Source organism: Halorubellus salinus, from assembly GCF_020567525.1.
Classification (GTDB): domain Archaea; phylum Halobacteriota; class Halobacteria; order Halobacteriales; family Natrialbaceae; genus Halorubellus; species Halorubellus salinus.
Genome location: NZ_JAJCVI010000006.1, coordinates 155059 through 175949, shown reverse-complemented (window position 1 = coordinate 175949; position 20891 = coordinate 155059). Strand labels below are relative to the sequence as shown.

Below are 20891 nucleotides of genomic sequence, written 5' to 3'. Positions count from 1 at the left end.
CTGGTCGACAGCTACTCCATCGGTCGTTCCGTCTGAACGACAGCTGTGGCGCTGGTCGAGCTGGTGGACCGATAGCGTTCCGTGGTCGCTCCGCTGTGGGGCGTGAGGAATGGGGTGGGGGGAAGATGCCCGCGCGTTCGGGGGGAAGGGCGGGCGTTGGGGGGGTGGGGTTTGGGGGTCCGTTGTAGATGGCAACGGATGTGGTTGCTTGCAGGAGTGCGAGGCAGGTTACGGTTCCACGCACCGTGACGTTCGTCCTCGCATCCTACTCCTCCCTTGTGACTCGACCCACATAAAATCACCGATGGAAATTGCCAAAGGCGATACGCCCGGTAGATTGCCATTAGATAGAAATAAAGGGAGCGGTATAGTACGTTGTAGGAAGGGACAACCCTATGAGACTCAGACGACCAACCGACTTCCTGATCCTCGAAGCACTGCAGGCTCACGGCCGGAACGTGGCGACGAACCTGGCCGACCACACCGGCAAGAGCCGTAAGAACATCAACAGCCGCCTCCCCGTCCTCGCGGACTACGGACTCGTGGACAAGATCGGCCCGGCCACCCGATCCGGCCTCTACGAGCTCACGAAGAAGGGGAAGGTGGCGCTCATGTACCAGGACAAGTACGACGAGGTAGAGGACTTCGGCGAACTCGTCGAGGGCCCGCACGCGGCCGACGGCCCCTCTGCTGCGGACGCCGACGCCAGCGCGGAGGCGGCGATGGTGCGTGGCGAGAACGAGGACGACGTCGACGACGACGAGTAACTACTCGCGACCGACCGCACCGAGCCCGGGCGTCAACTGCTCGATTCCGGCAACTTCCTCTCGGCGTTCGACGCACTCGATACACCAGACCTCCGTCCGCGCGTCGGCTTCGGCGAGCCCGCCGACGGCGAACCGCGACTGCACGCGCTCGCAGCGATCACATCGGAACGATTCCTCGGGGACGTCCTGTGCGGCGATGACTTCGTCGATGCGCGCGTACTCCCGTCGTCGCCGCCGCACGCTCGGCAGGACGGCTTCGACGGCCGCAACCGCGCGCCCGGACCAGTTACGCATACCAACGAGTGTATCCCATATACTCCTTAGTACTCGTCAACTACTCTCACCGGTAATCACCGTAGGACGAGTGTGCGGCCTCTTCTCAAGACTGGAGAGTGCGCCGCCGTCGGTCGATTTCAGGGCGCGAGTCGGTTCTTCCGGTTCCGCATGTGCTCGTCGTAGTACTCGAACGTGATCGGGCACCACTCCGCGGCGAGGTCGAGCACGCGCTCGGTCATCTCGCGGATCTCCCACTGCGCGTCGGCCGCCGCGCGCATGTCCGCGACGTGCATCAGCATCCGCGCGTTCATCGACATCACCATGTTCACCTCGGTCCCGATGGGGAGCACGAACCGCGCGTCCTCCGGCGGCATCCCGAGGTCCAGGAGCCGCTGGTACTCCTCGACGCTGCGCGCGACGGACTCGCGGAACAGTTCCTCGCGTTCCGCGACCGTCTCCTCGTCGACCTGCCCCGTCTGCTGGTTGCGCCCCACCCAGTCGGGGTCCGTCGCCGACGGCGGCGTCACCACCATCTCGCCCTCGCGGACGTCCGCGGGGTCGACCTCGTCGAAGCTCACGTAACGCATCGACTGGACGTCGAAGCTCACGTGTCGATGCCGCGTGATCTGGGCCATGCACGACCGACTGATGCCTTTCACGGCGAACACGGCGTTCGCGTGCTCGAACGGCCCGTAGTGGCCGTGCGAGAGCAGGTGCCCGATGAGGGTCTCCTTCTTCTCCTCTAGGTCGTCCCCGTCGACGGTCGCCATCGTCTCCTCGAACGTCTGGTCGCCGACGAACGGCTCGCTGTAGTCGTTCCTGGCGCCTTTACAGATTACCTCCTCTGGATTCTCCGTCGCTTCGAGTAACTGGACCTCCATTTGCGTCGATGGTCGCGGGCCGCCGGTATGAAATTGACCATCGCCCCTCGCTGACGTTGAAGACTCGCGGACGTTGAAAACGCCTCGTGACGTATGGTGACGTATGTCGTACACGCACGCTGCGGCGAGCGACGTGGAATCGGTGATGGACGCGGATTACGGCGCGATGTGGTTCCTGCGGGATGCGCTCGCGACCGAGGACCTGGGCGTCACCATCCTCGAGCTGGAGCCGGGGGCGCGCGGGAAGGAGCACGACCACGACCACGACGGCCAGGAGGAGGTGTACGTGTGCGTGCGTGGTCTCGTGGACGTGGACTTCGACGGTGGCGCCGACGCCGACGGTGGGGAGACGGTGCGGCTCGCGGAGAACGAGGCGGTGCGCGTGAGCGCGAATCAGACGCGCCAGCTCCAGAACCGCGGCGAGGAGCGCGCGAAGCTCGTGCTCGTCGGGACGACGCCAGACGCCTGATTCGCGCTCGCGCGAGGCGGTGTGCGCGGCCGGGACCGCAACCAGTAACCCCGCGGGCCGGCTACTCGCGGGTATGATCTCGAATCTCGCGCGTGGCGTTCGGGCGTTCACGAGCAACGCGTTCTACGTCGATGGCGACCGTCGCGTGCTCGTGGATGCGGGCGCGAACTTCGACGTCGTCAGTCGCATCGAGGAGCAGGGGGGCGTGGACGCGCTCGTGTTGACGCACACGCATCGCGACCACGTCGGGAACCTCCCCGAGGTCGTGGACGCGTTCGACGTCGACGTCTGGGGGTTCGATACGGACCAGCCCGGCGTCGACCACGTCATCGCTGACGAGGAGACCGTCGCGCTCGGCGATCACGAGTACGTCGCGTACCACACGCCGGGACACAAGGACGACCACCTCTGCTTCCACAGTCCGGAGGCGGGCGTGTTGTTCGCGGGCGACCTCGTCTTCCAGGGCGGATCGTTCGGTCGTACGGACCTGGAGGAGGGCGACCATCCGCTGCTCGTCGAGAGCATCGAACGCATGGTCGACGTCCTCGACGCGGACCTGGCGGCGATGCACACCGGCCACGGCCCGTCCGTGACAGACCAGCCGTACCGGCACGTCGAGGCCGCGCTCGAGTCCGCGTGCGCCGCCGGTGGTCGTCGCTGACCGCAGTTACCAGAGCGCCGCGGGGTTAGGAGAGCGCGGTGGAGACGAGCGCGTCGTACGCGACCTCGTAGGCGTCGGCGACCGCGGCGGGGTCACGGCGGTCGTCGCTCGCGAGCGCGGGGAGTGCGACCGTCGCTTCGGGCTCGCAGTGCTCGATGACGTCGCCAGTGGTCTCCTCGAGGCGGCCCTGGCGGGCGCTCCCGCCGACGACCGAGCGCGCTTTCAGGTAGCGGTCGCCGTCGTAGACGCGAGCGCGTCCCGGGTCGACGACGGCGACGGCGTCGAACGCGATATCGGTGACCGGGAGGGCGACGTCGCCGTAGGATTCGACGACCGCGCGGTCGCGAGCGCGCATCGCGTCGGCGACCGCCTCCAGTGCGGTCGCGTGCAGGTCGCGCATGACGTCGTTGAACGCCGACACCGAGTCCACGTGGACCGCGTCCGCGAGCGGGAGGCTGGACGTGGCGGAGGCGGGGACGTCCGCGTCGGCGTGTACGACGTACTCGTCGGTGCCGTCGACGGTCACGCGGTCGAGGACGAACTCGCGATGGCTCGCGCCCAGCAGGCCGCTTCCGCTGCCGGCACTCGGCCGCCAGAGTCGATGCAGCGGGTTGATCGCCTCGGGCGTGACCGCGTCGGCGCTCGCGGCGGCGAGTCGCCTCGCGTCCTTCCCGTACATGCGGCCGTCGCTGGTGGCGCGCTCGTAGTCGTCGTGGTCGAACCAGTAGTCGTTCCCCGCCCGCGGCTTGAATCCGGTGGCGTCGACGCGCTCGCACAGGCCCGTGGAGAACGTCGTCTTCCCCGCGTCGACGCGGTCGCCGCCGGCGACGAGCAGCTTCATTCCTCGGTCTTCACGCCGTAGTACCCGGGTTCGTCGTCGCTACGGGGTTCAGCGATGACGAGGTCGTCGCCGTTGTACACGATCCACGGGATCGCCCAGTCCAGGAGCACCGCCTCGGTGGACTCCTCGAGCGCGGCGTCCGCGTCGAGGCCCTGCATGAGGCGCGCGATCTCGTAGAGCGTGTACATCTGGTCGGGTTCGAGCAACTTCTCGGGCGTCGGGAAGTCACACGGTAGGAGTTCGTCGAAGTCGTCCTTCGGGACGGGCATACCCCTCGATTGGGTGACGGGCGTCGTAAACCAACTGGTCTCCGACAGCACCCGCCCGCCGACACGCGGGCCTGGATACGAAGGGTTGCGGCGGTGACCTGCCGATGCGCGTCGAGCACGGGCCGAATCGCTTTTGTTCCGCGGTTCGTTTCGTATATCCAACGATGGTCTCGGTCACAGAAACGTACCTGGTTCTTCTCGTCGGGTCGACGCCGTTCATCCTCGCGGCACTGAACAAGGTCCTGAACAACCTGCATCGACGCGGGTCCCGGCCGCTCGCCGCGCTCCTCGTCGGCACGCTCGTGTGGATGCTCTCCGCGCTCGCCGTGGCGGTCGCACCCTCGTTCCGCGTGGGACTGTACGCGAACCGCTTCCAGTACTTCGGTATCACGGTGGTGCCGGCGGCGTTCCTCCTGTTCGCGCTCGCGTACGTCGACCGCGAGGAGCTCGTGAACCGGTACAGCGTCGGATTGCTGTCGCTCGAACCGCTCGCGGCGGTCGCGCTCGTGTGGACGAACCGCAGTCACGACCTCTGGACCGCGGGCGGCGTCGTCCGGCAGGGCGCGACGTACGTCTCCGACGGCGCGCAGGTGACGTGCGACGCCGTCATCTGCTTCGGTGACAGCGGGCAGGCGTTCGTCGCCCACACCGTCTACTCGTACGCCATCCTCCTCGCGGGCGCGGTCCTCGTCCTGTCGCGGCCGTTGCGGTCGTCGTCGGTGCCTCGTGGCCAGGCGGCGTCGATGGCCGTCGCGGTGTTCGCGCCGCTGGCCGCGAACGCGCTGTCGCTGTTCGTCCTCCCGAACGGCTTCCCGGACCTGACGCCGATCGCGTTCGGGGTGTCGGGCGTCGCCATCGCCGTCGGCCTCTACCGGTACTCGCTCGTCGAGACGGACGCGCTCACTGGCGCGGCCGCGGTCGACGAACGGGACGGCGGCGCGGTCGTCGTCGACGAGACGTCGGTCGCGGACCTGAACGTCGAAGGCGCGAAGGTCCTGGGCGTGGACGCGGACACCGCGGTCGGCGCTCCCGTCGAGGAGGCGTTCGCCGGACAGTCCGTCCTGCTCGACGCGCACCACGACGACCCGCAGTCGGTCGCGAACGAGACCGTCTCGGACCCGATCTCCGGCGAGACCTACCAGGTGAGCGTCGAGACCATCGAACCCGACGGCACCCCCCGAACCGGCTGGGTGTACGGGTTCACGACCGCGGAGTGACCGACGGGGTCGACGGCTCAGGGTGGGTCGACGCCGCTGCTGGTCGGGCGCGGGTGTCGCGAAGAAAATGCGGTGGTGTGTTCGACGGTTCGACGAGTGGGACGCGACTTACTCGTGCTTGCTGACCGTGTTCTGGTACTGCTCGGCGACGTTGTCCCAGTCGACGACGTCGAAGAACCCGTCGATGAAGCTGCCGCGGTCCGGGCCGTAGTCGTAGTAGTACGAGTGCTCCCAGACGTCGCAGGCGAGGATGGGGTGACTGCCCCAGAGCGCGCCCTGGTCGTGCTTGTCGACCTTGACGTTACGAAGCTGCTTGGCGACGGGGTCGTAGACGAGGAGCGCCCAGCCGCCGGCGGCGCCGGCTGCGGCCTCGAACTCGCCCTTCCAGCCCTCGTAGGAGCCGAAGTCCTCCTCGATGCGCGCGCGGAGGTCGCCTTCGGGCTCGCCACCGCCGTTCGGGTCCATGTTCTCCCAGAACAGCGTGTGGAGGTAGTGACCGGAGCCGTTGTGGGTGACGTTCCCGATGGCGCCGGCGGACGACGAGAAGTCTCCGGATTCGCGGTTATCGGCGAGTGTCTCCTCGGCGGCCTGGAGACCGTTCACGTAGCCCTGGTGGTGGGTGTCGTGATGCCACGTGAGGACCTGTTCGCTGATGGACGGTTCGAGCGCGTCGTAGTCGTACGGAAGGGGCGGCAGTTCGGGGTTTGAATGTTCAGACATGAAGTCTCACCTCGTACGAATATATCTCGCGTGAGCTACTTAACCGTTTAGCAGAGGTATGCTAGCACGTGGCGCGCAACGGCGTGCAATCGCGACTGGGTACCACCGACTCGTGGCAGGCTTCCCGCGGTTCCACGACGACCGGGCTCGCGGTCAGGCGGCGAGTGCGACGACGAGGAGGACGAGCCCGTAGTTCGCGTCGCGCAGCAGGCAGATGCGGGCGTCGTCCCGGCCGGTGTCGACGCACCTGGTGACGCCGACGGAGGCGACGGTCGCGACGGCGAAGACGAGGCCGACGGCGAGCGGGAGGACGCCGGCGGCGGTGGCGGCGGCGTACAGCGCGAGCGCGGTCGCGTCGACGGCGTACAGGAGCCGACGCGTGCTCGCGGTCCCGAAGACGACGGGGAACGTCCGGACGCCTTCTGCGCGGTCACCGGCGACGTCGCGGACGTTCCGGACCTCGAAGGCGACGGCGGTCTGGACGAGGTAGAACGTGAACGCGACGCCGGCGGTGGCGGTGAACGCGCCGTCGACCCAGACGATGGGGAGTGCGACGGTCGGGAACGCCCAGCTGACGGCGACGAGGAGCGTGCTCGCGCCGAGGACGTCCTTGAGGCGGCGGTCGACGACGGGGAGCCGGACGCTGTAGGCGACTGCGGCGACGGCCGGGAGGAGCGTGAGCGCGAGCGCGAGCGGGCCGGCGGTCGCGGCGAGTGCGAGCGCGAGGACGGTCGCGACGGCGGTTGCGGCGGCGAGCTCGCGCCGGTACCGGGCGACGAACCGTGCGCGTGCCGGGGCGTTCGTCTCGTCTTCCGCGTCGACGAGCTTGTTGGACGCGTAGATCGCGAACGCCATCAGGCCTCCGACGGCGACCGCGGGCGATGGTGCGAGGTCCATGAGGAGGACGACGGTGAGGACCTTCGCAGCGGCGACGACGGCGTCGACGGTCGACGTGTGCACGAGGGCACTGGCGACGCCGCTCGGGGTTGGGAGGTCGAGACTGGGGTTGACGTGCTGGACGCGTTCGCCATCGGTTGACATACCAAAACAAATTACCACCAGCTACTTAACAATTTCTTGAGTTAAGTTGTTTCCATCTGGTGGCCACGAACCGAAAACTGAACTCAATCCCCGATGTCGAAAATATTGCCAGTTCCTATTGGTTAGCTGCTACGAGCGACGGCCGCGGGACGCGATCCGGCCGGTCAGGCGTCCGGGTCCGCTGGGCAGAGAAGGTGCGGCGACACGCTGTCAGGCGTCCGGGTCCGCTGGACAGAGAAGGCGCGGCGACACGCTGTCAGGCGCTCGGGTCGCCGTGACGCGGGAACCGGAGGGAGACGCCGTCCTCGGTCGTCGTCGTCTCGCCGGCGAGACGTTCGACGCCCCAGTGGACGAGCCAGCACGCCAGCTCGTCGGGCGAATCGACGTCCACGCTCGCGTCCGCGTCGACGCCCTCCGTCAACAACCGACGGTGCGTCGCGGCCGGCGACGCACCCGGCACGGAGAGCGTCACGTCGACCGCGGTCTCGTCCACGACCTGGATGTCGACGACGATACCGGTCGCGTCCTCGCTCTCCGTCGCGTGCGTCGCCCCGAACCGGAGGAGCGCGCGAACCGTCGGCTCGAACAGCCCCTCGCAGTACGCCCATTCGCCCAGCGGCGCGTCGACGGTCACGTCCAGTTCGGGCGTCGACTCCCGGACGGCGTCCGCCTCGGCCTGCACGACCGGAACCACGTCCACCGGCTCGAAGGACCCGCCGGCCGCCAGGAGCGCGTCGAACTCCTCGGCGACGTCCCCGACCGCGAGCGCGTTCTCCGCGTGCTCGCGGATCTCCGCGGTCGCCACGGGCTCCCCGTCGGACGCCGCTTCCGTGGCGCGCGTCGACACGACGTCCATCTCGTCGCGGAGCGTCTCGCGGAGCACGCGATTCAGGACCTCCGTCCGGCGCTGTCGCCGTAACTCCGGCGTCGCGTCGTGGAGCGTCACCACCCACCCGGAGTGCTTCCCGCGGGACGTCGTCACCGTCGACGCGGACACCTTCACGTGCCGGTCCTCGCCGTCGACGGAGAGCGTCGCCGTCTCCGCGCCGAACGCCGCGAGCTCGTCCACCGTCGACGCCGTCGGCACGACCGCTTCGACCGACCGACCCTGAAGCGTCTCGGCGGTCTCTCCGAGCAGTCGCGCCGCCGTGGAGTTCGCTTCGAGGACGGTCCCCGTGGCGTCCACCGTCAGGACGCCGTCGTCGAGTTCCGCGACCACGCGATCGTCCGCGATACGGGTCGTCACCGGCCCCGACTCCAGGAACGAGAACCGTTCGAGGACGGCGAGAGCGACGACGCCCGACAGCACGAACGAGAACGGCGTGAGGTTCACCGTCGGCGCCCACGCGACCCCCAGCAGGTGCACGACCTGGAATGCGAGCGGGATGAGGGTCGCCACGACGAGCGCGGCCGCTTGCGTCCGATACGGCGATTCCGGGTCGATGACGACCTCCGCGAGGAACCAGAGCGACCCCGCGAGCAGGAAGTACTGGTGCGCGAAGTACACCCAGAACCCCGCGTTGAGCGTCGACGCGCCGAGGCCGCCGGCGGTGGCGAGCGAGCGCTCCGCCCACATGACGTGATGCATCGGGTTCGTCCACACCGCGACGAGCGTCGCGACGGGGACGACGAGGAGGGCGGCGACGGACTGGGGCGTCACCAGGTTGTCTCGCCCCGTGTACTCGAGGACGAACACGAGCCACGCCACGGGCACGAAGACGGTGCCGAGGTACTCGATGCGGAGGAAGGTGAGGTACGTCGCGTCGGTCGTCGCGAACAACTGGAGCGCGTACGCGCCACACCAGATCGTGATACCCACCATCTCCACGGTGAACGCCATCGCGCCGGGGCGCTCGCGCGACCGATACGACCGGACCGCGATGCCCACGCCGAGAGCGAGCGTCGCCGCCAGCGCGACCAACCACGTCACCGGCGGTACCTGCAGCATCACCTCACCACCCCGGTTTCCATCCCACGTCCCATGATAGTACCATCACTCGCCGCCCGCGTAAATATCTATCCGCCAACATGCTTCGGTGTGGCTGCCTCCGGAACGCCGGTCGGACGAGACGGACTCCCCATCTGGTGGTCGGGGATACCGGTGCAGGGTCCCGACGGTCACTCCCCGCGTGCGGACTTGTACATCGCGAGCGCCGCTTCGCGGCGGTCGCCGTGGTCGACGATGGGCGCGGGGTAGTCGGGTGCGGCGCGGTTGCGCTCCGAGAGCGACAGCTCGTTCCACGAGTGGATCTCGTCGGGGTCGGCGTCCCGGAGCTCGGGGACGTACTCGCGGATGTACTCGGCGTCGGGGTCGTAGTCCTCGCCCTGGGTCATCGGGTTGAAGATGCGGAAGTACGGCTGGGCGTCCGTGCCCGTGCTCGCCGCCCACTGCCAGCCGCCGTTGTCGTTCGCGGTGTCGTGGTCGACGAGGTGCTCGCGGTAGTGCGCGTACCCCTCGCGCCAGTCTATCTGGAGGTCCTTCGTGAGGAACGACGCGACGATCATCCGCACGCGATTGTGGACGTACCCCTCCTCGAGCAGTTGGCGCATCCCGGCGTCGACGATGGGGTACCCGGTCTCGCCGCGCTTCCACGCCGCGAGCTCGTCGGGGTCGTCGCGCCACGCGATCTCGTGCTCGTAGGTCTTGTAGTTCGACGACACGACGCGGGGGTTGTAGTGGAGGACGTGCGTGTAGAACTCGCGCCACGCGAGTTGACTCCGGAACTCGGAGACGCTCTCGCGGGCGGGCTCGTCGTCGGCGAGGTCGCGCGCGACGCGCACCTCCTCGTCGACCTCGCGGATACCGATGGTCCCCCACTTGAGGTCCGCGGAGAGGTGGCTCGTGCAGTCGGCGGCGGGGTAGTCTCGGCGGTCGGCGTACTCGTAGACGTCGGCGTCGAGGAAGGACAGCAGGCGGTCGCGTGCCGCGTCGGTCCCCGCTTCGGGGAGGTCGGCGGTCGCGTCCTCGAACCCGAGGTCGCGTTGCGTGGGAAGGCCACCGGGGTCGACGGGCGCGTCGTCGGGGTTCCAGAGCGACCGCTCGTCCGGGGCGTCGTAGGGCGCGTCCTTCTGGCGGTCGCGCCACTTCTTCCAGAAGTACGTGTACACCTGGTAGGGGTCACCGTCGTTCGTCGTGATGCTCCCGGGCTCGTGACAGATGGCGTCCTCGAAGTCGTCCCCTTCGAGGTCGGCGTCGGCGAGGGCGCCGCGGACGTCGGCGTCGCGTTCGCGGCCGAGTCCGGAGTGTGCGCGATTCCAGACGACGCGCTCGGCGTCGAGGTCGGTCGCGAGGTCGACGAGGACCTCGCGGGGGTCGCCGCTACGCACGAGGAGGTCGCTGCCGCGCTCGCGGTAGTCCGCGCGGAGCGAGTCGAGGGCGTCCAGCATGAACGCGACGCGGTTCGGGGACGCGTGCGCGAGGACGTCGTCGTCGAAGACGAACACGGGAACGACGACGCCGCGGTCCGGGGCGCTCGTCGCCGCGGCCGACAGCGAGACGTTGTCGCTGCACCGCAGGTCGTCGCGGTGCCAGTGCAGTTGCATACGTCGACCTCGGACCCGTGGGGTACTGAGCGTGGTGCCAACAGGTTAGGGGCTCGCCAGTCGTCGACGTGTTCGCGTGCCCGCTCAGCTCCGACGGTGGGGTGGGACGACGCGCTCCGTCTCCGGGGTCGCGAACGGGTTCGTGCGGATGCCGGCACCGAACCCGAGGAGTGCGGCGAGCGCGAGGACGACCGCGCCGACGGGCGGGTAGACCGCGCCGATACCGACGAGGACGACGACGGTAGCGACCCCCCAGACGGCGTCGTCGTGCCCGAGGCGCGCGGCGACGAACTCGCCGAGTGCGACGAGGCCGATGCCCGTCCAGACGACCGCGATGCTCGCGAGCACGAACAGGATGGGTGCGGCGAGCATCGACGCGACCTCGCTTCGACTGGCGCCGTACCAGAGCGCGCCCACCGATCCCCCGAAGAGACCGAAGACGACGGTTCCGAGGAACGTGGTCGTGATCGAGTGTCTGCGTGCTTTCCGTGCGCCGCGTTCGCCGTACTCCGGGAACAGTCCGACGAGGGTCACCGCGAGGACGGCCGTCCCCGCGACGACCGTCATCGCTCGTGACGCTGCGGGGAGCGCCCAGAACGCGTCCCAGTACCCCACCAGTTCGAGGAACGGGTCGGTACCTGTGTTGAGTGCGATTCCGTGCATCTTCCCCCTCTGGTTTAATCATTCCACATGCGTACTTAGTTGTGCACGTTGAATATCACGAATTCATCGTATAGCGATTGGTAATCCAAAGTCGGTAGCGTGGGATTGGAAGTGGTGCTCGGCGACGAGTCCCGGCTCGACCGAGACGCCACCGTCAGGAACGGCGTACAACCAGACCGACGTTGTCCAGCAATCGGCGCTCTCTATCGACGCACGACGAGCCCGGCGCTCGCGAGCAGGCCACACGCACGGTCGACGGCTCCACGACAGCCGGGGCGAGGTGTTGGAGCGGGATGCGGCGTCACCGAAGCGGGTTCGCGGTCGCGTTCAGAGCGGGGCGTCCCCGTCGATGATGCGCTGGGCGCGTTCCGCGAGCGCCGGCACCGTCTCGCGCATCTTCGGGTAGAGCGGGTCGTCGGCGTCGCCGCTGAGGTGGCGCGCGAAGAACATCTCGCCGAGCCCCGCGAGCTTGTAGACGGCGAGCGCACGGTAGAACCGGTCGTGCTCGTACGCGTACCCGGTCGCGTCCTCCCAGCGTGCGACGAGGTCGCGACGCGTCGGATAGTCCTCGTGCGCGAGGAACGCCGGGAAGAACTCGTCGGCGACGGTGTGCTCGTCGTCGGGGTCGCGCCAGAACGACAGCAGCCACCCGAGGTCCGTGCGGGGATCGCCGAGCGTCGCCATCTCCCAGTCGAACACCCCGACGAGCTCCGGGGGCGTCCCCGGCGCGAACATCACGTTGTCGAGCTTGTAATCGCCGTGGACGAGCGTATGGGGGTGCTCCTCGGGCGCGTGCTCCTGGAGCCACGCCATCACGTCGTAGAGCGCCTCGACCTCGCGTTCCTCCGCAGTGGTGTCGAACGCCCACATGAGCTGCTGGCTCCAGCGCTCGACCTGCCGCTGCGCGAACCCCTCCGGGTGCCCGAACTCGCCGAGGCCGACCGCGGCCGGGTCGACGTCGTGGATCGCCGACAGCGAATCCACGAGCTCCTCACCGAGACGCTGGCGGTGGTCGCTCGCCGCGAACCGCTCGGGCTCGTCGTCCCGGATGACGTCACCGTCGAGCCGTCGCATGAGGAAGAACTCGGCGCCCACGATGGACTCGTCCTCGCAGGCGAGGACGGTCTCCGGCAGTGGCACTGGCGTCCCCTGCAGCGCGTCCATCACGCTGTACTCGCGGAGCACGTCGTGGGCCTTGTCCGCGGTCTCGCCCGCTGGCGGGCGCCGCAGCACGTACTCGTCGTCGCCGTGGGTCACGAACAGCGTCTCGTTCGAGTGTCCGGCGCGATGCCGTGCGACCGAGAACGCGTCCACTGCACCGAGTTCGTCGTCCAGGTACGCGCGGAGCGCGGCCTCGTCGACGAGCCGGTCCGCGTACGAATCCGTCATGCCCGAGGCGTCGGGACGCCGCGTCCTAAACCCTCGGCAAGCGGCAGCAACCCGGCGGTGCCCGCGACCGCGACCGAGTGCGCGCGCTGGGGCGCTCGCGCCGCCCCGTCCCACCCCTGCTATCCTGACGAACGATTTACATCCCGCGATGGCGTATTCCGAGGCATGGGAACCCAACGCCGCCTCGCAGCCGGTCTCGTACTCGCCGGCGTCGCCGCCGCGGCGAGCGCGTTCGCCCTCCCCGACCTCCCCGCGCGAACCGCCATCCACTTCGGGTCCGGCGGAACCCCCGACAACTACGCGTCGCCGCTTTTGGCCGCCGCGTTCATCCCCGCGCTGATGCTCGCACTGCTCGCGCTCTTCGAGGGCCTCGTGCGAGTCGACCCCCTCCGCGAGAACCTCCGCGAGTCCGAGGGCGCCTACGACGGGCTCGTGGTCGCGACGCTCGCGTTCCTCGTCGTCGTCCACGCGCTCGTCCTCGCGTACAACCTCGGGTACGACGTCCCCACCGCCGACGCCACGTACGTCGCCGTCGGCGTCCTGTACGTCGCACTCGGCGTGGCGATGCGTCGCGTCGACCGGAACTGGATCGTCGGGTTCCGGACGCCGTGGACGCTCTCGGACGACGCCGTCTGGGAGCGCACGCACGCCGTCGGCTCGGTCGCGCTCGTCCTCGCGGGCGTCGTCACCGTCGCCGGCACCGTCCTCGCGCCGGCCTACGGCGTCTGGTTCGTCGTCGGGACCATCCTCGCCGTCGCCGTCTTCACGTACGCGCACTCCTACGTCCTCTACCGCCGCCGGCATCCCGACGGCGAGTCGACGACGCGCTGACGCGGGACGGCGTCGCGCCGACGCGCAACGTACTTCCTCGCTCCGTCCCTCGGTGGCCGCGTGCAACTCGTCGCTCACCGCGGGTTCGCTCGCGAAGCCCCCGAGAACACGCTCGCCGCGGTCGCGTACGCCGCCGACGCGGGCGCGAACGCCGTCGAGGTGGACGTGCACGCCGCCAGCGACGGAACGCCCGTCGTCGTCCACGACGCGACCGTCGACCGCGTCACCGACGCCGCGGGACAGGTCGCGGACTTTGACACCAGCGAACTCGCCGCGCTGGACGTCCTCGGATCGGGCGAAGGCGTGCCGACGCTCGCCGCCGTCCTCGACGCCGCGAGCGACCGCGGGCTCGCGGTGAACGTCGAGGTCAAGGAGACCGCGGTGACCGAGGCGGCGGTCGACGTCGTCAACGACGCCGCGCTGCCGACGACCGCGGTCTGGGTGTCGTCGTTCGACGCCGACGCGCTCTCGCGGGTCGCCGACGCGAACGCCACGGCCGACGGTCCCGCGCTCGACACCGCACTCCTGACCGGAACGCGCCGCACGGACCCGGTCGCTCTCGCGCGCGACCTCGACTGTACCGCCGTCCATCCGGCGTACGACCTCGTCCTCGCCGGCGAACTCGTCGATCGCGCGCACGACGTCGGACTCGACGTGTACGCGTGGACGCTCGACAGCCCGTGGGTCGCGCGCGTCGTCGCGAACCGCGGCGTCGACGGCCTCATCGCCGACGTCTCCCTCCCCGAGTACCGCGGCGTGCCCTGACTGCTCCGCCAGTACGAAGGCGTCAGCAGGACGAAGGCGTCAGCAGGACGAAGGCGTCAGCAGGACGAAGGCGTCAGCAGGACGAAGGCGTCAGCAGGACGAAGGCGTCAGCAGGACGAAGGCGACAGCAGGACGAACCCGTCAGCGGAGTTTCCCGTAGGACGCGTCCAGGTTGATGACGGGCTCGGGGTAGTCCTCGCCGAGGACGACGCCGTGGGCGTCCTGCTCGTCGGGCGTCAGCTTCCAGGGTGCGTGCGCGTACTCGGGCGGGAGGTCGTGGAGTTCCGGACACCAGCGCTTGACGTAGTCCGCGTCCGCGTCGTACTGGCGGGCCTGCTTCACGACGTTGAAGTACGAGTCGCGGCCGTCGTTCCCGACCTGGCTCTGGTACGCCCAGTTCCCGTAGTTCGCCGCCGGGTCGTAGTCCACCAGCTTGGTCTCGAAGTACGCCGCGCCCTTCCGCCAGTCCACCCGGCAGTTGTTCGCGAGGAACGACGCGACGTTCTGCCGGCCGCGATTGCTCATGAACCCCGTGGCGTTCAGTTCGCGCATGTTCGCGTCCACGAACGGGATGCCGGTCTCGCCGCGCTGCCACGCGTCGAGCAGGCGGTCGTTCCCGCTCCAGTCGATGTCGTCGCGCTCGCGGATGCCCTCCCGGCGGAAGTGCTGGCTGCCGTGTTTCGCGAACTGGAACTGGAAGAAGTCCCGCCAGAGGAGTTCGAACCCGAGCCAGTACGTCGAGTCGTTCGCGACGCGCTCGCGCTCGTAGGCCTGGACCTCGCGGTGGACGTACCGCGGGCTGAGACAGCCGTGGTTGAGCCACGGGGAGAACTTCGAGGAGTAGTCCGCGCCGAGCAGGCCGTTCCGCGTCTCCTTGTACTGGCGGAGGCGGTCGCGCTGCCAGACGTACTCGCGGACGCGCTCCAGGCCACGGGATTCCCCGCCGTCGAAGGGGAGGACGGCGCGTTCGTCCGTCGGTGCGACCGCGCTCCAGTCGGTGGCGTCCGCGACCCCGAGGTCGCTCGGTGTCGGGCGCGTGCCGGCGTCGAGGTCGCCGTCCGCGAGCGCCCCCGGGACGTCGGGGAGCGATGGTTCGTCGAGGGGGTCGCGGGGCTCGCAGTCGGGTGCGTGCTCGACGTCCTGCCGGAACGGCGTGAACGTGTCCGGGACGTCCTCGACCGACATCGGGAGGTCGTCGGGATGGTAGAGCGTCGACCCCCACCGGGATTCGAGTCGCGTGCCCTCCGGGAGCGCGTCGCGGACGCGCTCGCGGGTCGCGTGCTCCTCCGGCGTCGGGTAGCGCTCGCAGTACACGACGTCCGCGTCGACCGCGTCGGCGAGTCGCGCGAGCGCGTGAGCAGGGTCCTCGTGCGCGACGACGAGGTCGCTCCCCGCGTCCCGCAGGGACTCCCGGAGGTCGCGGACGCTCTCGGCGACGAACCGCGCTCTGCGCGCGCCCGTCTTCTCGAACGCGAACGACGCGGGGCCGCCGTACTCGCGCTCCCCGTACGATTCGGGGTCGAAGACGTAGACGGGGAGGCACTCGCTGGCGCGGGCGGCGTGGGTCAGTGCGTAGTTGTCGTGGACGCGCAGGTCGCGACGCGCCCACCAGAGGGCCGTCTCGATGTCGCTCATACGTACGGTAGCGGCCGCGGGGAGTAATGGAGGGAACCGAACCAGTTACCCATCACGACGCGGGCGGCGGAACTCGCCAGTTCGCGGCGGCCCAGGGGCCCACACGACCGCTACTCGCCGACGAACTGGACGCGGAACTCGCGCTTGCGTGGGCCGTCGCACTCGACGAACAGTACGGACTGCCACGTTCCCGTCTCCAGCTCGCCGTCCACGACGGGGATGGTCTCGCTCGCGCCGAGGAGGGTCGCGCGGAGGTGCGAGTCCGCGTTCCCGTCCAGACGGTCGTGCGTCCACCCCTCGTCCGCGACGACGTCCCCGAGGAAGTCGACGATGTCCCGCCGCAGCCGGTGCTCGTCCTCCTGGAGGCAGACGCCGGCGGTCGTATGCCCGACGAACACGGTCGCCACCCCCGACGCGTCCGCGGGGACGGCCGACCGGACCTCGTCCGTGATGTCCACCGTCGTCAGGCGCTCGTCGGTCTCCAGCCTGAACGTCTCCATGACGGACGGTCTTGGCGGGGTCGCGGGTTAAGCGTTCGGCCGCCGGAACCCGCCGAACGCGCCGCTCGCGCTCGCGGGACAAGACACTTACACTCGCTCCGTTCAGGGACGGACGATGCCCTCCGCTGTCAGCCGGCGCGCGGTCGGTCTCGCGCTCGTCGTCGCCCTCACCGTCGCGGCGGTGTCGGCTGCCGGTGCTGCGGGTGCCGCGTTCGACGCCGAACCCGAGCGCGCGAACGGGAACGCCTCGGTCGGGGACGCCTCGGTCGGTGAAGCCTCGGTCGGGGACCCCGCGACCGGCGACCCGACGCTGTCGGTCCCCGATTCGCGGAACCGGGCGGCGAACCTCACCGCGACGGTGTCGCTCCCCGGCGACGCCACGGAGCGCCGCCGCTTCGTCGTGCGACTCGAGGGATTCGGTGGTGGCGTGGTCGCGAACCGGACGGTCGCGGTCGACCCGGGCGAGTCCGTCGCCGTCGGCTTCGGCGCGTGCCACCCCGACGGGTCGTACGTCGTGCGTCTCGCGACGCCGGACGACGACGTCCTGGTCGCGAAGCAGGTCGACGTCGAGCGAACGACGCCGCTCGTCGCCCTCGGCGACCCCCAGGAGCGTCTCGACCGGCGGGTGACGCGGAACGAGACGCTGCGCGTGGACGCTCGCCTCCACCCCTGCGTCGACCGCACGACGCTCTCGCTCGCACCGGCGGGCCCGAACGGCGACCCTGACCCCGCCTGGTCGGCGACCGTCCGCGACGTCGACGACGACGGCTCGGTGTCGATTCGCTGGGACGTCGACGGCCCGGCGACCGACGCGGTCGCGGGCGGCGACGGCACCGCGCTCGACGCCGTGCGCGTCGAACGGGTCGTGGAGTACGGTGACTATCGCCTGCAGACGTCGACGCCCGACGGCATCGGCGAAACGGGGCGCGTGACCGTTTCGTTCGCGGAACCGACGGTCGACGTCTACACCGGCGATGACGACCTGAACGCGACCGGGGCGCTCGCGGCGGCGCGCGACGGCGACCCGCACGACGAACGGTACCCGGTCCAGGTCGTCGACGACGACTGGGTCGTCCTGCGGTTCGACGTCGACGGCACCCTCTCGACGCTGCCATCGGACGCGTCGCTCGTCGCCCCCGAGAGTCACGAGAACGCGACCGTCAGGGTCGACGGCTTCTACGCGGGCGTCGAGGACGAAGCGAGTCCGGTCGACCTCGCGAACGCGACCCGACGGTTCGACGCGGAGACCGGGACGCTCTGGTACGCGTACCGCGCCGACGCAGCCAGGGACCGGACGCGATTCACGTACGTCGCGGTCGGCGAGACGTGGAACGCGACCGCGGCGACGACCGTCGAGGCGGTCCCCGCGGTCCAACTGGCGGTCCGCGAGGGCGAACTGTTCCCGACCGAGCGCGTGACCGTCGGCGGCGAATCCGCGCTCCCGGCGGGGACGACGCTGAACGTCTCCGTCCGAACCGCGAACGGGACCGTCGCCCGCGACGCGGTCGTCGTCGACGACGACCCGTTCCGGGCGACGCTCGACCTCTCGGACGTGCCCGACGGAACGAACGCCTCGGTCGTCGTCACCGCCGGCGACCGCGTGCTGGCCGAGCGCGCCGTCGTCGTCGACACCAGACCGATTCTCGAGTTGCGCGCGTTCCGGACGAACGACGGTGGCGAGGACCAGCTCCTGGCGGGTGCGGCGAACGAGCTCCGCGCGTACGTCTGGAACCGCGGGAACGCGCCGGGGAACGCCACCGTCGTCTTCGAGGTCGGGAATCACACGGTCACCCGGAACGTGACGCTCCCGGCGGCGGAGACCCGCACCGTCAGCGCGACGGTCCCGCCCGACGCGGTCCCCGACCGCGAACGCGTCGACGTCTCGGTGTCGTTCGCCGGCGACACCGAGAGCCGCCCGCACCTCGTCGTCCCCGCCGAGACGACGGCGCGGACGCCCACGACGACGCCGGCCGCGACCAGCGGCACCGAACCCTGGCCGACGCTCGCCGGCACGGATCGCGGCACCGACGACGGCCCCACGCCCGGGTTCGGTGCGACCGCGGGCGTCGCCGCCCTCGCCGCCGCGCTCGCGCTCGTCGCCCGCCGCGCCGACGCCGACTGACCGACGACCGGACGACCAGCCGTCTCGCACGGGCCGGGTCACGCACTCGCCGCGACCGGCGACGACGCGTCACGCGCTCGCCGCGACCGGCGACGACGGGTCGAACCGACCGCGAGCGTCGCCTGTCGGAAGCGTGGGATTCATTCGCGCGGCCACGAAAGCCCCTCGCATGCGTTGGGCGTGGGTGGTGCTCGCGACGACGATGCTGGCCGGTGCGGCGGTCGCCGGGGCGACGGGCGGGGCGGCGGCCGCCAGCGACGCGACCGGCGCCAGCGACGCGACCGGCGCGTTCGAATCGACGGACGCGTCCGATTCGACCACCACGCTCGATTCGACCGCCGCGTTCGACCGGCCGCGGGACGAGGCCGAGGGCGTCTCCGTCGAGACGAACGCCACGTACGCCCCCGACGAAGCGGTGACCGTCACCATCACCGGCCAGGAACGCAGTCTCTACGCGCTGTACGTCTACGACGCGAACGGGACGCGTCAGGGGATAAAGCGGGTGTCGCTCGACGCCGACGAGGAGACCGTGTCGTTCGGCGCGCTCGCGCCCGGTTCGTATCGCGTGGTCGTCGTCGCCGTGAACGCCGGCGAGCAGGTGTCGACGACGTTCGGCGTCGGCGGACCGTACGAACCAGGGGTCGTCCCCGAGGTGACCGTCGACCAGCCCGCCGACGTCGTCTCCATCCCGATGTCGCTCCCGAACGGGACGACCCGCGCAACCGTCTCCCTCGCCGGCGACCGCGGCAGGTACCGCGTCACCGCGACCGTCGTCGACCGCGACGGCGACGGCGAGGTCCTCCTCGACTGGAACACGTTCTACGCCGGCCGCGGGGCTGTCGCGCTCCGAACGCCCGACGAGGACGCGGTCGTCGACGCGAACCGCGAGCGCGACCTCGACGGGTTCCTCCGCGAAGGCGAATACCACCTGACGGCCCGCGCGAACGGCACCGTCCTCGACCGCGGCGCCGTCGTCGTCGACCTGGAGCCGCTCTACACCGGTCGGATGGACGTCTTCGAGGCGCCCGCGGCCGGGTCGCCCGAAGCGAGCTTCGAGCAGCGAGTGTCGACGGGGCAGGTGGAGACCGACGAGTGGCTGTTCGTCGTCGTCCACACCCAGGGCGTGTTCGGCGCGGTGAACGCGACCCGCGACCTCCGGTCGGTCGGGCCCGACCAGGTCGTGCTCTCGATCACGCCCGAGAACGGCGACGACGGCGTTCGACTCACCGCCGCGGACTACGTCGACGTCCGGGAGGGCCGCATCGTCGTCGGGTTCGCGCCCGGGTCCGACGCGCTCGCGGTCGACACCCAGTACGACGTCGACTTCCGCATCATGCGCGCCCACCCCTACCGCGCCGGGGACGAGGTGATGAACGTGAACGTCCGCGTCGTCGCTGCCGGGACCGAACCGGACCGGCCGGTCGTCGCACTGGACTCCGTCACCGCCCCCGAGAGCGTGCCCGCCGACGGCGTCGCGAACTTCACGGTGACGCTCGTGAACCGCGGTGAACGCACCGGGAGCGTCCCCGTCTCGGTCACCATCGGCGGGCACGTCACCGAACGCGAGGTCGTCGTCCCGGGGAACGGCCGGACGGTCGTCGACCTGTCGTTCGACGCGTCGCGCGTGCTCGAGGGGTCTCGCCAGTACGTCGTCGAGGCGAACGGGTCGCGCGAGACCGGGACGCTCGTCGTCGGCAACGTCGACGCGGACGACGGGCCGACGCTCGGCGACCGCAGCGACGAGGACGGCTCGCTTCCCGGGTTCGGTCCGGTCGCCGCGGCCGTCGCGCTCGCTGCAGTCGCGCTGGTCGCGCGACGCCGCGACCGGTCGTCGAACTGATCGCGTGGTGGACTCCCAGAACTGAGGCGGCGTGGTGGGCGGTCGCGGTCAGTCGCCAGCGGTCAGGGGGTGCGTGCCGCCGCGGCCGGTCTCGACGAGCCGACCGATACCGTTCTCGAGCGGGTACGTGAGGAGGGTCTGGCGAGCGCCGGCGGACGCCAGCTGGCGGGCGCGTGCGACGAACTCCTGCCAGTCGTGCACGCAGTCGACGTGCATCTCGAAGGCGTGCGCGTCACCGAGGTGCGGCGGCGGACCGACGGTAACCGTTCGACCGCCCGCCCTGGTTCCGTTGCACCACGGACAGCTGGCCGTCGATGCGGCCTCGGACTCGGACGTGGACATACCCTGCATGTGGCATGCTAACGGCTTAGTTAGGACTCTCGTACGGTTGCGGACGGCCAAGCGAACCGCCGTTCAGCGCGAGCTTACCCCGTGAAATCACGAAAAATAGCGCGAAGCGA

General features: G+C 69.9%; 21 protein-coding genes. 8 read left to right on the top strand and 13 right to left on the bottom strand.

The annotated features are described in order from the left end of the window. The first annotated feature begins 395 nt into the window (after positions 1 to 395). Positions 396 to 767, top strand: coding sequence for a winged helix-turn-helix domain-containing protein (locus tag LI336_RS17390; RefSeq protein WP_227134430.1), 372 nt, complete (start codon positions 396 to 398; stop codon positions 765 to 767). On the opposite strand, the gene LI336_RS17385 is transcribed toward LI336_RS17390, so the two are convergent. Further along, positions 768 to 1061 (bottom strand): hypothetical protein, encoded by a 294-nt coding sequence (locus LI336_RS17385; protein ID WP_227134429.1) that lies wholly within the window; start codon positions 1059 to 1061, stop codon positions 768 to 770. Positions 1062 to 1180: 119 nt separating this feature from the next. Next, on the bottom strand, positions 1181 to 1924 hold the full coding sequence (gene thyX / locus LI336_RS17380; RefSeq protein ID WP_227134428.1) for an FAD-dependent thymidylate synthase: 744 nt from the start codon (positions 1922 to 1924) through the stop codon (positions 1181 to 1183). A 103-nt stretch (positions 1925 to 2027) separates the two neighbouring features. Here thyX and LI336_RS17375 point away from each other — a divergent pair, with 103 nt between their 5' ends. Further along, positions 2028 to 2393 carry a cupin domain-containing protein gene (locus tag LI336_RS17375; protein WP_227134427.1) on the top strand — a complete coding sequence of 122 codons (366 nt, stop codon included), beginning with the start codon at positions 2028 to 2030 and terminating at the stop codon, positions 2391 to 2393. A 73-nt stretch (positions 2394 to 2466) separates the two neighbouring features. Further along, positions 2467 to 3054: an MBL fold metallo-hydrolase gene (locus LI336_RS17370; protein ID WP_227134426.1), complete on the top strand. Its 588-nt coding sequence runs from the start codon at positions 2467 to 2469 to the stop codon at positions 3052 to 3054. 25 nt (positions 3055 to 3079) lie between these two features. Here the strand turns inward: LI336_RS17370 and LI336_RS17365 are convergent, their stop codons facing one another. Further along, positions 3080 to 3895 (bottom strand): ATPase, encoded by an 816-nt coding sequence (locus tag LI336_RS17365; RefSeq protein ID WP_227134425.1) that lies wholly within the window; start codon positions 3893 to 3895, stop codon positions 3080 to 3082. Further along, on the bottom strand, positions 3892 to 4164 hold the full coding sequence (locus LI336_RS17360) for a DUF5827 family protein (RefSeq protein ID WP_227134424.1): 273 nt from the start codon (positions 4162 to 4164) through the stop codon (positions 3892 to 3894). The genes LI336_RS17365 and LI336_RS17360 overlap by 4 nt, the downstream gene beginning before the upstream one ends. A gap of 164 nt (positions 4165 to 4328) precedes the next feature. Here LI336_RS17360 and LI336_RS17355 point away from each other — a divergent pair, with 164 nt between their 5' ends. After that, positions 4329 to 5381 carry a histidine kinase N-terminal 7TM domain-containing protein gene (locus LI336_RS17355; protein ID WP_227134423.1) on the top strand — a complete coding sequence of 351 codons (1053 nt, stop codon included), beginning with the start codon at positions 4329 to 4331 and terminating at the stop codon, positions 5379 to 5381. A 108-nt stretch (positions 5382 to 5489) separates the two neighbouring features. On the opposite strand, the gene sod is transcribed toward LI336_RS17355, so the two are convergent. From sod to LI336_RS17325, 6 genes are all read right to left on the bottom strand, one after another. After that, positions 5490 to 6101 (bottom strand): superoxide dismutase [Mn], encoded by a 612-nt coding sequence (gene sod / locus LI336_RS17350; RefSeq protein WP_227134422.1) that lies wholly within the window; start codon positions 6099 to 6101, stop codon positions 5490 to 5492. 153 nt (positions 6102 to 6254) lie between these two features. Then, on the bottom strand, positions 6255 to 7142 hold the full coding sequence (locus LI336_RS17345) for a UbiA family prenyltransferase (RefSeq protein ID WP_227134421.1): 888 nt from the start codon (positions 7140 to 7142) through the stop codon (positions 6255 to 6257). Between the two features lie 256 nt (positions 7143 to 7398). Then, positions 7399 to 9090 (bottom strand): histidine kinase N-terminal 7TM domain-containing protein, encoded by a 1692-nt coding sequence (locus LI336_RS17340; RefSeq protein WP_227134420.1) that lies wholly within the window; start codon positions 9088 to 9090, stop codon positions 7399 to 7401. Between the two features lie 170 nt (positions 9091 to 9260). Next, positions 9261 to 10685, bottom strand: coding sequence for a cryptochrome/photolyase family protein (locus LI336_RS17335; protein WP_227134419.1), 1425 nt, complete (start codon positions 10683 to 10685; stop codon positions 9261 to 9263). A gap of 84 nt (positions 10686 to 10769) precedes the next feature. Next, complete coding sequence (locus LI336_RS17330; RefSeq protein ID WP_227134418.1) at positions 10770 to 11348, bottom strand: hypothetical protein; 579 nt, start codon at positions 11346 to 11348, stop codon at positions 10770 to 10772. A gap of 327 nt (positions 11349 to 11675) precedes the next feature. Beyond that, on the bottom strand, positions 11676 to 12737 hold the full coding sequence (locus tag LI336_RS17325; RefSeq protein WP_227134417.1) for a phosphotransferase family protein: 1062 nt from the start codon (positions 12735 to 12737) through the stop codon (positions 11676 to 11678). 165 nt (positions 12738 to 12902) lie between these two features. Here LI336_RS17325 and LI336_RS17320 point away from each other — a divergent pair, with 165 nt between their 5' ends. Together LI336_RS17320 and LI336_RS17315 are read left to right on the top strand one after the other, a co-directional pair. Next, entirely contained in the window at positions 12903 to 13568 is a 666-nt protein-coding gene (locus tag LI336_RS17320) for an SdpI family protein (RefSeq protein WP_227134416.1), read from the top strand. Between the two features lie 60 nt (positions 13569 to 13628). Then, positions 13629 to 14333 carry a glycerophosphodiester phosphodiesterase gene (locus tag LI336_RS17315; protein ID WP_227134415.1) on the top strand — a complete coding sequence of 235 codons (705 nt, stop codon included), beginning with the start codon at positions 13629 to 13631 and terminating at the stop codon, positions 14331 to 14333. A 141-nt stretch (positions 14334 to 14474) separates the two neighbouring features. On the opposite strand, the gene LI336_RS17310 is transcribed toward LI336_RS17315, so the two are convergent. Both LI336_RS17310 and LI336_RS17305 read right to left on the bottom strand, forming a co-directional pair. Further along, positions 14475 to 15968, bottom strand: coding sequence for a DASH family cryptochrome (locus tag LI336_RS17310; RefSeq protein WP_264475525.1), 1494 nt, complete (start codon positions 15966 to 15968; stop codon positions 14475 to 14477). 110 nt (positions 15969 to 16078) lie between these two features. After that, a complete protein-coding gene (locus tag LI336_RS17305; RefSeq protein ID WP_227134414.1) occupies positions 16079 to 16468 on the bottom strand; it encodes a secondary thiamine-phosphate synthase enzyme YjbQ in 390 nt (129 codons plus the stop codon). Between the two features lie 115 nt (positions 16469 to 16583). Between LI336_RS17305 and LI336_RS17300 the strand changes: the two genes are divergently transcribed. Further along, positions 16584 to 18590: a hypothetical protein gene (locus tag LI336_RS17300; protein ID WP_227134413.1), complete on the top strand. Its 2007-nt coding sequence runs from the start codon at positions 16584 to 16586 to the stop codon at positions 18588 to 18590. Between the two features lie 169 nt (positions 18591 to 18759). Further along, complete coding sequence (locus LI336_RS17295) at positions 18760 to 20430, top strand: DUF7827 domain-containing protein (protein WP_227134412.1); 1671 nt, start codon at positions 18760 to 18762, stop codon at positions 20428 to 20430. A 48-nt stretch (positions 20431 to 20478) separates the two neighbouring features. On the opposite strand, the gene LI336_RS17290 is transcribed toward LI336_RS17295, so the two are convergent. Continuing rightward, positions 20479 to 20772: a hypothetical protein gene (locus tag LI336_RS17290; RefSeq protein ID WP_227134411.1), complete on the bottom strand. Its 294-nt coding sequence runs from the start codon at positions 20770 to 20772 to the stop codon at positions 20479 to 20481. Positions 20773 to 20891 lie beyond the last annotated feature (119 nt).